Genomic DNA, 12106 nt, shown 5'->3' on the forward strand with positions numbered 1-12106 from the left:
GCACGAACCCCACCCCAAGGCCCACGGCCCCGGACAACCACGAGCGCTGCTTCATGGCGCCTCCTGGGCGACCCACGCGCCCCAGTTCACGACGTCTTCCGGCAACCGCGTTCCATCCACCACCACCGCCCGAGGATCCGTCAGGGCCAGCAGGTCCTCCGGCAGGCGCGACAGCCGCAGCTTGCGGCCGAACGCATCCGTCACCTTCTGCCCGCGCTGCTCGCACGCGGCCAGTGACTCCGCCCACAGCCGCGCGAGCCCCGCGGGGTCCAACGTCTCCCCCGCGGGCGCGGTCTGCTCCCACTTGCGCGTGCGCGCGTGCAGCTCCGTCAGCACCGCGTAGAAGGGCTCCGTCAGCTCCGCGTCCGGGGAGAAGGGGCTGGTGACGCTCGCCGTCAGGGGCGTCTCCACGTCCTCCAGCGAGGGCACCGCCGTCACGCGCAGCAGCGCCGCCGCCGCCGCGTTCGCGCCCCGGATGCGCCCCATGGCCAGCGCCTGGCCGTCCAGCACGCCGAAGGCCGGCGTGGCCACCGAGGGCGAAGGCCGGAGCCCATCCAGCGCATCCGCGCCCGGCAGCGGCGCCAGCTGGGACAACGTCTCGTCCACGCCGAAGAGGCCCACCGCCGCCTCGCCGTCCTTGCCGTCCACGCGCGTGTGGATTTGAAGGTGCGCCAGCTCCCCGGGCGCGTACGCGGGCTTGTCCGCAGACACCTCCACCGCCAGCGCCGCGCGAGGCGCCACGTACACGCGCGCGGTCGCCGCCACGCCCTCCACCTGCGCCCAGCCCTCGAAGTCCTGGGGCAGCGTGAAGCGCGCGGAGCGCGTGGCAGGGTCCACCGTCTCCTTCAGCTGCTTCTGTCCCGCCATCAGCACCAGCGTCTTGGGCAGCTCGCCCTCGAAGCCGGGGCCGCGCAGGAGCTCCACCTTCACGGACTCGCCCGCCCTGGCCAGCACTGGCGTCGCGCGCAGGCGCAGCGGAGGAAGGCGCGCGGGTCGCAACACGAGCTTCGTCTCGCCCATGTCCTGGCCGTCCCACTTCGCCCGGACCTTCAACTCGTAGCCCAGGAACGTGGTGGCCTGGGGCGGACGGGGCACGCCGTTCCCTCCATACGTGGGCTGCGCCATGAAGCGCACCACGCCCATGGCCTCCGACGGCTTGCGTCCCGACAGCTGCTCCGCCTGCGTCAGGGCCGGCACGCGGATGCGGTTGAAGCGCTCCTTCACGCAGGCCCACGCCGCCGCCGGGAGCGCGTCATCCTTCGCGGACTCCTGCACCCAGGACAGCGCCAGCTCCGGCTTGTCCGCCCACCGCCGCCACGTCAGCACCGCGGGCACGGACATGACGCGGTCCAGCGAGGGAGGCAGGCACGAGCGCGCATCCAGCGCGGCGGCCGTCAGCCCCTCGCTCACGCCCCGCTCATCCCCGGCGGCGAACTGCGTGTTCCAGCGAATGGAGGGCAGGCCCGGATCCATGGCCTGGAAGCGCAGCTGGAGCATCCGCTCCGCGCCCGCCGGCAGCCCCTTCGCGCGCAGCGCCGACGCCATGCACGCCTCCAACCCCTCTTCCGCGCCGGCCACGTCCAGCACCTGTCCGGAAGCGCCCACCCGCACCGCGAACTCCGCCGTGGAGGCGCCGGAGTTCGGCGTGACGAAGCGCGCGCAGGGATGCAGCACCGGCAGCAGCCGCTCCAGCGCGAGCTGATCCGCCAGCGACGACTGCCCCGACTGCCCTCCCAGCAGGTCCCTCGACGACACGAGCGACACGGGCGGCGGGCGCGGCTGCACGCGCACCGGCAGGGGCGGCACCACCACGTTCACCGCGGGGCCGGGGTCCATCTGGAAGGCGGCCACGCCGTCCTCGTCCGCCACCGCGCTCACGCCCTTGTCGCGCGGGTCCCACGCGCGCGTCACCGTCACCTCCGCGCCTGGCAGCACCCGGCCCGAGGCGGTGGTGGCGCGCAGGTAGACGCGGTTGCTGAAGCCCGCCACCAGCCCGTCCTCCAGCTCCGTCACGGAGGACACGGCCACCGCGTCCTCGGACAAGAGGAGCGACACGGCGCCGCGCACCGGCTCACCCGTGGGGTCCTTCGCCTCCACGCTCGCGCTCAGCGTGGCCTGCCCGCGCAGGTCCTGGGGCACGCGCGGCAGCGTCACGCGGAAGCGGCCAGCGGCGTCCGTGCGCGCCTTCGTCGGCAGCTCGCCCCGCAGCCACTCCGTCGGAGGCGGCCATGCGCCCGCATGGCTCCACGCCAGCGTCACGTCCGTGTCCGCCACCGGCGCACCGGACGCGTAGGACACCTGGCCCGTCACCTCCGGCGTGTCGTTGGCGCGCCAGAAGGGCCGGGGGCTCGCAGCCTCCAAGCGCAGGCGCGGCAGCGTGAAGGGCTCCACCGTGAAGGCCGCGTCGCCGGAGGCGCCACCGCTGGTCCACGCCACCGTCCACGTGCCCGTGGGAGCGCCGCGGTCCAGCGGGAAGTCCCCCGCCACCACGCCCCAGTTGCCCGCGGGCGCGCGCTCCTCCAGCACCACCTCGCCGGAGGGGTCCATCACCTTCCACGTCCCCGGCCTTCCATCGAGCGGCGACAGGTCCTTCGCGCGCAGCGCCACCGCGCGGAAGCGCACCCGGTGCCCGGGCTCGTAGAGGGGCCGGTCCGTCAGCACGCGCACCCGCGCGGGCGCGTACAGGGGCAGCGGAGCATCCACCGTGCCGGTGCCCAGCGGCGTGGTGACGCGCGCGCGCAGCAGGTAGTCCCCGTCCGGCACCTGGGGCAGCGTCACCGGCGCCGCCAGGCCTCCACCCTCACGTTCCCAACGGCCGTTGGCGTCCGGCGGCAGCGGCGTCTCCTTGCCGGCCGCGTCCACCAGGAACAGCGCCGCGGTGCCCCGGCCCACGGAAGCCCGCATCTCGCGGCCCTTCTCGTCGACCCCGTGCGCATTCGCCCAGACCCCCACCCGGGTGGAGGCGCCTCGCGCGAGCCTGCCCGCGGCCATGCCCACCGTCTGGCGGAACTGGCCGTCCGGACACTCGCGCACGTCCACGCCCTGGAACACCCAGGCGGACAGACACTGCCCGGAAGCCACGTAGGCCAGGCCTCCCCCCATCAGCAACAGCCCGAGCCCTCTGGCCACCCATCGCCGGTGCTGGATGCCACCTGTCATGCGTTTTCTCCCCGTCTGACCACTGTACGTCGGAAAGCCGGAACCCGGTCCCCACCTCCCCCTGTTGACGTATCCGTGGGGTGGCTGGGCTAGGGTGGCGCGCCATGGTCGCGCCGAAGAACCGCCCTCCGCAGGACGCCCTGCCGCCCCGCCTCGATGCGCTGCTCGAAGCCCTGATGGACCGCGACTTCGCGGCGCGGCTGCGCAAGGTCTACCAGGCGGCCGCCGTCGCCATCGACCGGCTGGGGCACCTGAGCATCGTGAAGTACGAGCCCACCACCGCCGAACCCGACGACGCCGCGGACCTGTCCCTCTGGGAGACGATGGCGCCCGCCATCGGCGAGACGCTGGTGGACGTGAACCGGCTGGTGGTCGCCATCCGCGACGCCTTCCCGCCGCCCGCGCGCCCCGCCGCGGCCAACGACGGCGGCTGGGCCCCGCCTCCCGCGAGCTCCGATGAGCGCCTGTCGCAGGAAGCGGAGGCCGTGCTGCACGCCAGCGCGGAACGTCTGTCCAAGCGCGTGCAGGAGCTGGGCGTGCAGATGCGCCGGCCGGAGGTGGTGAGCGACCGCTGGACGTTGATGTCGGAGCTGGCCGCGTCGCGAGCGGACTTCCGCAACCGCATCGGCGACCTCGTGTACCTCACCGCCGCGGCGTTCGCGGACGTGCGCCGCGAGGACGTGGTGCCCGGCTACGCGAACCAGGTGGGCGCGCGCGTGGCCCTCCGGGGCGCGGCGGCGGACCTGCGCCGCTCACTGCAGGGCCGGCTGGAGCGCGCCGCCAAGGCGACGGATGCGCAGCGGCCCGCGCTGGCGAGGCAGGCCGAGGAGAGCCTGGCCGCGTTCGTGTCCCTGCCCGCGTCGCTCGCGCTGAAGACGCCCACCAAGCGCGAAATCATCGCCGCGCGCGGCCGGCTGCGCGCGGCGGGCACGCAGCCCGAGCTGGGGCCGGACGCGCTGCCCGGGCTCGTGGAGCCCTTCCTCGCGCTGCTGGACGAAGCGATGGAGGAGCTGACCCGCACGTGGCTCACCGTGCACGACCGCGCCGTGTGGGCCGCGAGCGGCGTCCGGCTGGAGCAGGTGGACATGCACCTGGAGCTGGGCTCTCCGGGCGCGGCGCGGGTCCTGGAGGAGGCGGTGACGGCGGCGGGCGCGCTCTCGGGCCGCTCGGCGCCTTTCGACGCCTTCCTGCGCAAGGGCCGTCAGGAGACCTCCGCGGGGCTCAACGAGGCCGGCGCGCGCGACCTGCTCGCCCGCTTCCGCGAGCGGCTGGCCAGCCTGCCGTTCAGCTAGCGAGCCGGAGCTTCAACAGGGCCCGAGTGCACCCGGGCCCTGGAAGCGAACAGCCGGGCGCTTAGGGCTTCGTGGGCGACGCCGGCGTGGGCGCGGGCAGCACGGGGACGTCCTTCTTCGGAGGCAGCACGCGCAGCTCCTCGAAGCGCGCCGCCAGCGTGTCCGGCGTCATCTCCTCCTGCCACTGCTTGGGGTTGGTGTTCCACCCGAAGTCGGCCGGCACCTTGCCGCCGCCCTGGCTGGAGTAACCGATCATTTCCGGGAACTGCGCGGACCAACGGCCCGCCGGATCCGGCTCCTTGGTGACGTGCTGCCGGTTGGGAAGGATGAAGGGCTTGGTCTTGGGAGCATCACTCATGCAGCCAAGCCTCTCCGAAAGAGACTTCGTTGTGTAGAGGCAAGCGAGGCCCCTGCCGCCTTCGCGCATGGTTCTTCGGGGGCAGCACGCTCGGCCCCAGCTCGAACACCGCCGCGAAGTAGCGCGCCTGCGACTCGCTGGAGTACCGGAAGCGCCGCACGAAGCCTTCACGGGCGACCTCCACCCGCCAGCCCTTCGAGTCGCACATCACCTTCACTGTGTCCCCTGCACCCATCCCGCCTCCCCTCACGTTGTCGTCCGAGGGGTTCCCCATGAAATCCCCGTGCCAGCGCCTGCAAGGCCGCCCAACGGGTTGCGGTGTCAGCGGGTGAGCAGTCGGAGGGCGACCGGTAACGTTTGCAGGCTGCCCTGGAGGGCCGGCGTCTGTCCCCGAGAGGTGGGGCGGGGCGCCACACCAAGTCCCCGTGGGGCGATGCCGGTCTGCTTGTGTCGGGCGGATCCTGCGTTAACTCAAGAGCATGACCCAATTCGAGACCCAGAGCGGAGAGCGGTTCGCGGACTTCGATCTTCCCGAGGGCTGCATGATGTGTGGCGGCGCGGTCTCCATCCGGGCCACGCCAGCGGGCGCCCACGGCTACTGCGCCCACTGCCATGTGCTGTCGCGCCCGCAGATGAAGGTGAAGCCCAACGGCGTCGAGCTCTCCTTCGAGACCACGGCGCTCGCCTGACCCCAGCCGCCCGTGCGACCCACGTCGCACGGGCGTCAGTGCACCAGGGACAGCAGCAGCGGTGCGCTGAAGAACGACAGCGGAATGCCCACGCCCACCATCAGCACCGCCAGCTCCGGATCCAGCTCGTGCTCGGCGGCGAGGATGGCCGCCGTCACCATGGGCGCCATGGCGATTTGAAGCACCGTCGCCTGCTTCACCACCAGCGCCAGCCCCGGCAGGAACGTCAGCAGGCCCAGCACCGCCAGCGGCGCGAGCACCAGCTTGTAGGACAGCCCCAGCGCCAGCGCCGGTGCACGCGGACGCAGCCCCTGGAGCCGCAGCTGGAAGCCCACGATGAACAGCGCCAGCGGCGTGAGCAGGTCGCCCAGCCGCTGCAGCACGGACTCCAGCCAGTCCGGGAAGGCGAAGGGGCGCAGCAACAGCGCCAACACCAGCGCCTGGAACGGGACGAACAGCAGCACCTTGCGCACGAGCGTGCCCACGGAGAGCACCGTCCGGGCGCGGGCCCTCGCCGCCGTCAGCGTGGCGAGCGTCGCCAGCACCAGGAACGAGCCCAGCTGATCCGCCACCACCGCCACCGGCACGCCCGAGGGGCCCAGGAGCGCGGCGGCCATGGGCAGGCCCACGAAGGCCGTGTTGCCCAGCCCCGCGGTGAGGACGAGCGCCGCCACCGACTCGCGTGACAGGCCCAGCCGGGGCCCCAGCAGCCGCAGGAACAGCATCGCCCCCAGGAAGAGCAGCCACGGCGCCGCGGCGGCCACCACCAGCCCGGGCGCGAACTCCAGCCGGTGCATGGCGCGCAGCACCAGCGCGGGCAGCGACACGTTGAGGAGGAAGGCGTTGAACACGGGCGCCGTCCCTTCGGGGAACCGGCCGCTCCTGCGCGCCAGCACTCCCAACAGGAGGCACACCCCCAGGAGTCCGATGACCTGCCCCATGCCCGCCTTTGCGTCCCGCCTTCCCGGTGTGGATTGGCGCGGCAACCTGGAGGAGCCCGCCAGCGATGTCCAGCGCCATGAGGGCACGCGCGGGGAAGTCCCGTTTCGCGCGCGGCTGGAATGCATGAGGCACCAACTGCCCGCCCGTGACAGAGCGAGCATGGCAACGCGCGGGGCGCGGGCGCATGCTGGCGGGCGCCCCCGGTCAGGCCTTCCTCCCCAGGTCCGTCGGGCATCCTCCATGAATCCCGTTGCCACGGTGTTGAGAGCGCTCGGCGGGGGTGGCCTGCCCCGGACGTATTGGGTCCTGTGGGTGGGCACCTTCGTGAACCGGCTGGGGTCCTTCGTCGCGCCGTTCCTGGCGCTCTACCTCACGCGCGAGCGCGGCTTCAGCGTGGAGCAGACGGGCTTCATCGTGGCGCTCAACGGCGCGGGCGCGGTGCTGGCGGCGCCCCTGGGCGGAATGCTCGCGGACCGGGTGGGCCGGCGGCTGACGCTCGCGGGGGGACTGTGGCTGGGGTCCGGGGCCATGCTCTTCATCGGCTACTCGGAGACGCCCGGGCGCATCGCGGTGGCGGCCTTCCTCCTGGGCATCCTGGGGGACCTGTACCGGCCGGCGGTGGCCGCGGCGGTGGCGGACGTGGTGCCCCCCCGGGACCGGGCGCGCGCGTACGGGATGCTCTACTGGGTCATCAACCTGGGCTTCGCCATCGCGCTGCCGCTGGCGGGGCTGCTGGCGGGGCTGGGCTACCGGATGCTCTTCATCGCGGACGCGGTGACCACGTTCGCCTATGGCTGCTGCGTCTGGGTCTTCGTGCCGGAGACGCGGCCCCCGGAGGCGGCAGCGGCCCAGGCGTCCCACTCCCCGCTGGGGGCGGTGCTGACGCCCTTCCGCGACGGCGTGTACCTGGCCTTCTGCCTGCCGGTGTTCGCGCTGGCCCTGCTGTTCCACCAGAGCTTCATGAGCCTGCCGGTGACGCTGACCCAGCAGGGCCTGACGCCCGCCCAGTACGGGCTGGTGATGTCCGTCAACGGGGTGCTCATCGTCGCGCTCCAGCCGTTCGTCGTGCGCGGGGTGGGCCGGGTGCGGCGCTCCACGGCGCTGGCGGTGGCGGGCGTGCTCACCGGGGTGGGCTTCGGGCTGCACGCGCTGCCGGCCAGCGTGCCGCTCGCGATGGCCGCCGTGGCGGTGTGGACGCTGGGGGAGATTGTCCACTCGCCGGTGGCGCCGTCGGTGGTGGCGGACCTGGCGCCGGCGGAGCTGCGCGGCAGCTACCAGGGCGCGTACCACATGATGTGGGGCCTGGCGTCCAGCGCCGCCCCCGCGCTGGGCGGCGCGATGCTGGGCCACGTGGGCGCCCGCGCACTGTGGGCGGGCTGCCTCTGCGTGGGCCTGGCCGCGGCCGCGTGGCACCTGACCATCGCGGGCGCGCGCAGGCGCCGGGTGGAGACGCTGCGGCTGGAGCGCCCGGAGATGAGCGCCAGCCTGGACTGAGAAGCTACTGCCCGACGCCCAGGAGGGCCTCGGGCTTCGTCAGGCCGCGCGCGCGGGCGACGGGCTGGAGGATGTCCTGCGGGGGCGCGTCCGCGGTGAGCAGCAGCGCGCGCACGGCGGTCTCCACCACGTCCTCGGCGCCGGGGCGCACCATGCCGCGCCGGGCGTCCTGCACGCGCTTGCCGCGGTACACGTCGAAGCGCTCCTTCACGTGCTTCGCCACGTCCGCGACGGCCTTGTCGCCCGCGTCCACGCGCAGCTCCAATTCATTGCGCAGCTGCACGGGGTCCGCGAGCACGCCGTAGCGGTCATAGCCCTTGTGGGCCAGGTCCTCGTGCAGCACCGCGTAGTCCTGCGTGTTGGGCGCGGCCACCTGCTGGGGCGTCAAGAGGTCGCGCATCACCGCCGTCACGGTGGCCGTCACGGTGAGCCGGTGCAGCTGCACGTCGTAGACGAAGTCCGAATACATGGGCTCCTCCACGGTGATGGGCTCGCGGAAGACGGCGTCGCGGTTGCGCTGCACCTCGGAGCGCTGCAGCTCCGCCTTGTCCAGCGCCGCCTGCACCGCCACCTCCAGCACGCGCGTCGCCTTGGCCTTCTGCACCATCAGGCCTTCGTCCTGCGTGCACTGCCCCGAGCACCGCTCCGGGTCGCACTCACTGGGCATCTTGCCCGGGCTCTTCGCGTCGCGAGCCTCCTCGCCGCACTCCTGGATGGCCTCGCGGCAATCGCGCTTCTCCCGCTCGCGGCAGCGCTCGGCGGCGTCGCGCAGCGTGCCCAGCTCCACCTGGGCCTTGAGGTACTCGCGCAGCACGGCGGCCTGCTTGCGCTCCACCCCCTCCAGGGTCCGCTCCGTCTCCAGCAGCTTCTTCTCGTACTCGCCGCGCTTGGGGTTGGGCACGGAGCGGTTGCCCGCGAGGTAGCGCTTGCTGCGCTGTGAATCCTCCACCGCCTTGAGCGGCAGCACGCGCTCCAGGGACAGGTCCAGCTTCACGCCCACGCGGCCCGGGGGCGCCTCCGTCACGACCTTCAGGGGCAGCTTCGTGGGCAGCGCCGCGGCCAGCCGTCCCGCGCTCAGCCGCTGGGCGACGTCGGGGGCCTGGGCGTTGTCCTCCACGGGCGCGGCCACCACCAGGAAGGCCACCTCGTCGCGCAGCCGCTGCCGCACGGCCTCCGCGCGCTCGCGGGCGGCGGTGGCGCCCACGCGCTCCTGGTCCGCGCGCACGTAGGCCACCAGCGCGTTGCCCAGCTTGCCGGCCTTCTCCAGCGTGTCCGCGCTGGCGAAGAAGCGCTTCGCCCACGCCACCTGCACGGCGTCCACGCCCTTGCGCGCGTTCGCGTGGTCCGGCGCCACGGCCAGCACCGCGTCCAATTCCGCGCGGGCGTCCTGGAGCTTCTCCTCCTTGAGCAGCCCCAGCGCCACCCCCACGCGCGCCTCCAGCGTCTGGGCGAGCAGCGCGCGGGCCCCATCGTGGTCGGGGTCCAGCTCCAGCACGCGCACGAGCAGCTTGGTGGCGGACGGCAGGTCCCCGGAGGCATGGGCCGCGCCGGCCTCCTGGTACACCTCCGCGCCCCACTCCTTGCGCACCGCGCGCAGCTTCACGGTGATTTCGGAGGCCTCCGGGTCCGCGGCCAGGGCGCGCAGGTAGGCGGCTTCCGCCTCCGCCCAGTGGCGCTCCTTCGCGGCGCCGTCACCCTCGCGCACCGCGCGGGAGAAGGCGGAACAGCCGCTGAGCAGCACCAGCGACAGCAGGGCCAGGGCGCTCAGCCAGCGGGAGGAGGCAGGGGGGATTCGGGCGGGGGAGCTCACGCGCCGCATTCTCGCGGGAAAGCGCTCCAGGCGTGAAGATTCCGACGGCCTGACCGGCTGGTTGCTCCGCGTGAAGGCAGACATCCTGGTGGGTCGGGCCAGGGACGCCCGTCGTCATTAGGCTGTTGTGCCTTTTGAATGTGTCACACCTACACGGTCTTCTGCTGGCAGCGATGAGACGGGGTGCAAGCGTTCAGTGTCCGGGCAGCGGCACCCCGGGAATGACGCGACGCACCAGTCAGTAGAGGGAATCAGCACCCACGAGGGGGGCTAGAGGAATCCAATGCCTTGTCCACAGCCGCGTCCCACCCTGTTCCATCTCCCGCTGCGGGCCGACTCGTTCTCCATCGAGGAGTACCGCAACGTCCACTGCCGCTTCTACGGCGGCTGCATCGACGTGGCGGTCCGTAAGGACTGGGAGAGCTTCACCTGCGCCAAGTGCCCCCTGTTCCAGCAGGACAAGGCGCCGGGTGCCAGTTCGTATGCCTTCACGCAGCCCTCGAACTTCGGGCAGCCGTAAGGCGTCCTTGTTTCAAATCTGTCATTGAGACGGCCGGGCGCCCTGCCCCTTCCGTGACCCTCCGCTGGGAGGGGAAGCGGGCGGGAGGGACGCCCGTCGTCTGGTCCCACCTCTTGGACCTCCGGACACTGCGTCCCTGGAGGACAGGGCCCACCTTGTCAGGCGGTGAGGGGGACAGCGGATGCAGGAGCAGCACGTCACATCCTGGTTGGAGTTGCAGGACCTGTTGTTCGCGGGCTCCTGGAACGAACCGCTCGGCCGGTTCCGCACGAGCTTCGTGTTCCGGGGGGTTCCGGACGCGAAGCTGGATTTGACGGCGACGCTCAACCGCCAGGGTGCGTTCGTGCGGCAGGAGCGTGACCTGCTGCGGGCCTTCCGCAAGTACGCGAGGGGCGTGCCGGGCACGGAGCGGCTGACGTCCATCTGGGACTGGCTGGCGCTGGCGCAGCACCACGGGATGCCCACGCGGCTCCTGGACTGGACGTTCAGCCCGTACGTGGCGCTGCACTTCATGACGGAGCGCATGGACCTGCTGGAGCACGACGGCGCGGTCTGGTGCGTGGACTATCACCAGACGAACCAGCAGCTGCCCATGCCGCTGCGTGAGCAGCTGCGGTTGGAGGGCGCGGACGTCTTCACGGCGGAGATGCTGGCGTCGGTGGCGGGGGAGCTGGCGACGTTCGACGGGATGGCGGAGCATCCCTTCGTGTTGTTCTTCGAGCCGCCGTCACTGGATGCGCGCATCGTGAACCAGTTCGCGCTGTTCTCCGTGATGAACGGGCCGGGCCTGAGCCTGAACGAGTTCCTGAAGCACCAGCATCAAGGCGTGCGCAGGCTCGTGGTGCCGGCGAAGCTCAAGTGGGAGATCCGGGACAAGCTCGACCAGGCGAACATCACCGAACGGGTCCTCTTCCCCGGCCTGGACGGCCTCAGCCGCTGGCTGCGCCGCTACTACGCGCCCCGCCCCCGGTAGGCCCGGCGTCGTTCGCGGGGGCTTCGGGCGCGGGGAGTGGAGGTGCGGGTGGCTCGACCGGAGTGCCTTCATCGGGAGGCCCCGGAGACTCCGCGACCACATCTCCCTGGGGGGTGACGGCGTAGAAGAACCAGCCGTCCAGGATGCGGCGGCGCGGTCCCGCGCATCGCTCGAAGTCGGGATCCAACAGCACGTAGTAGAGCCCGGGTGTCGGCCCCGTGAAGAGCGAAACGTTGAGGCCGTCCTCGGGGTGCTCACAGCCGGAGAACAACCGGCGGGGGTTGGTCCTGACGAACTCGCGAATGGCGCCTACCGCGGCCTGCGCCGCGCCCGCGGGCATCGGACTCTCCACGGGCCGGGCCGAGCGTTCATCGGGCCATTCGACGGCGCCCTTCCACGCGGCCGCAGGATGCCTGCATCCGGATATCACCAGCAGCAGTCCCAACCAGCCGTGCGCCTGTCGCATCCGCCATCCCCTACTCACGCAGCAACCGGAGCGCGCCGCCTTCGCAACGGGGCGCGACACTGAGGCCACCGGCAGGAGCGGGCGCACAGCGCCCCAGGAGGACCCAGTGCCGCCGGGCCTCGCTCCATTGTTCAATCTCACCCGTGGGAAAGTAGCGCAGGAAGATGCGGGTTCCATCTTGACGCTCCGCGACCACGGCGGACGCCATTTCGAGGAACGTGTCCCGGAACCGGGCCGGTGCGGGGTTGCCTGGAATCAGTCGGACCTCCGCCATGGCGACAGCTGGCCTGAACGCGCCTTTGAGTGCCCGGGTCGCACGTCTTCGCCCCCGGGAGACGGAGCAGTGCATCCGCCACGTCGCGCAACAGCGAGATGGGAATGGAGCTGTCTCTTATCCACATCT

At 72.3% G+C, this 12106-nt stretch carries 11 protein-coding genes; 5 read left to right on the forward strand and 6 right to left on the reverse strand.

The window, feature by feature from the left end:
• Positions 1-51 precede the first annotated feature (51 nt).
• Entirely contained in the window at positions 52-3159 is a 3108-nt protein-coding gene (locus D7W81_RS34405) for an MG2 domain-containing protein (protein ID WP_120559625.1), read from the reverse strand.
• Between the two features lie 104 nt (positions 3160-3263).
• Here D7W81_RS34405 and D7W81_RS34410 point away from each other — a divergent pair, with 104 nt between their 5' ends.
• Positions 3264-4451: a hypothetical protein gene (locus tag D7W81_RS34410; protein ID WP_120559626.1), complete on the forward strand. Its 1188-nt coding sequence runs from the start codon at positions 3264-3266 to the stop codon at positions 4449-4451.
• A gap of 61 nt (positions 4452-4512) precedes the next feature.
• On the opposite strand, the gene D7W81_RS34415 is transcribed toward D7W81_RS34410, so the two are convergent.
• Complete coding sequence (locus D7W81_RS34415; RefSeq protein WP_120559627.1) at positions 4513-4809, reverse strand: hypothetical protein; 297 nt, start codon at positions 4807-4809, stop codon at positions 4513-4515.
• Positions 4802-5044, reverse strand: coding sequence for a hypothetical protein (locus D7W81_RS34420; RefSeq protein WP_120559628.1), 243 nt, complete (start codon positions 5042-5044; stop codon positions 4802-4804). The genes D7W81_RS34415 and D7W81_RS34420 overlap by 8 nt, the downstream gene beginning before the upstream one ends.
• Positions 5045-5288: 244 nt before the next feature.
• On the opposite strand from D7W81_RS34420, the gene D7W81_RS34425 reads away from it, so the two are divergent.
• Positions 5289-5498 carry a hypothetical protein gene (locus tag D7W81_RS34425; protein ID WP_120559629.1) on the forward strand — a complete coding sequence of 70 codons (210 nt, stop codon included), beginning with the start codon at positions 5289-5291 and terminating at the stop codon, positions 5496-5498.
• A 35-nt stretch (positions 5499-5533) separates the two neighbouring features.
• Here D7W81_RS34425 and D7W81_RS34430 read toward each other — a convergent pair whose 3' ends face one another.
• Positions 5534-6439, reverse strand: coding sequence for an AEC family transporter (locus tag D7W81_RS34430; RefSeq protein ID WP_120559630.1), 906 nt, complete (start codon positions 6437-6439; stop codon positions 5534-5536).
• A gap of 241 nt (positions 6440-6680) precedes the next feature.
• On the opposite strand from D7W81_RS34430, the gene D7W81_RS34435 reads away from it, so the two are divergent.
• Entirely contained in the window at positions 6681-7934 is a 1254-nt protein-coding gene (locus D7W81_RS34435) for an MDR family MFS transporter (RefSeq protein ID WP_120559631.1), read from the forward strand.
• A gap of 4 nt (positions 7935-7938) precedes the next feature.
• On the opposite strand, the gene traC is transcribed toward D7W81_RS34435, so the two are convergent.
• Positions 7939-9753 (reverse strand): outer membrane exchange accessory lipoprotein TraC, encoded by a 1815-nt coding sequence (traC, locus tag D7W81_RS34440; protein WP_120559632.1) that lies wholly within the window; start codon positions 9751-9753, stop codon positions 7939-7941.
• Positions 9754-10027: 274 nt separating this feature from the next.
• On the opposite strand from traC, the gene D7W81_RS34445 reads away from it, so the two are divergent.
• Both D7W81_RS34445 and D7W81_RS34450 read left to right on the forward strand, forming a co-directional pair.
• Positions 10028-10264 carry a hypothetical protein gene (locus D7W81_RS34445; RefSeq protein ID WP_120559633.1) on the forward strand — a complete coding sequence of 79 codons (237 nt, stop codon included), beginning with the start codon at positions 10028-10030 and terminating at the stop codon, positions 10262-10264.
• A 181-nt stretch (positions 10265-10445) separates the two neighbouring features.
• A complete protein-coding gene (locus D7W81_RS34450; protein WP_120559634.1) occupies positions 10446-11237 on the forward strand; it encodes an FRG domain-containing protein in 792 nt (263 codons plus the stop codon).
• Here D7W81_RS34450 and D7W81_RS34455 read toward each other — a convergent pair.
• A complete protein-coding gene (locus tag D7W81_RS34455; RefSeq protein ID WP_244227617.1) occupies positions 11194-11577 on the reverse strand; it encodes a hypothetical protein in 384 nt (127 codons plus the stop codon). The two genes, D7W81_RS34450 and D7W81_RS34455, sit on opposite strands and share 44 nt — an antisense overlap.
• Positions 11578-12106 lie beyond the last annotated feature (529 nt).

The sequence above is a fragment of the Corallococcus aberystwythensis genome (assembly GCF_003612165.1).
In the GTDB taxonomy this organism is placed as follows: domain Bacteria; phylum Myxococcota; class Myxococcia; order Myxococcales; family Myxococcaceae; genus Corallococcus; species Corallococcus aberystwythensis.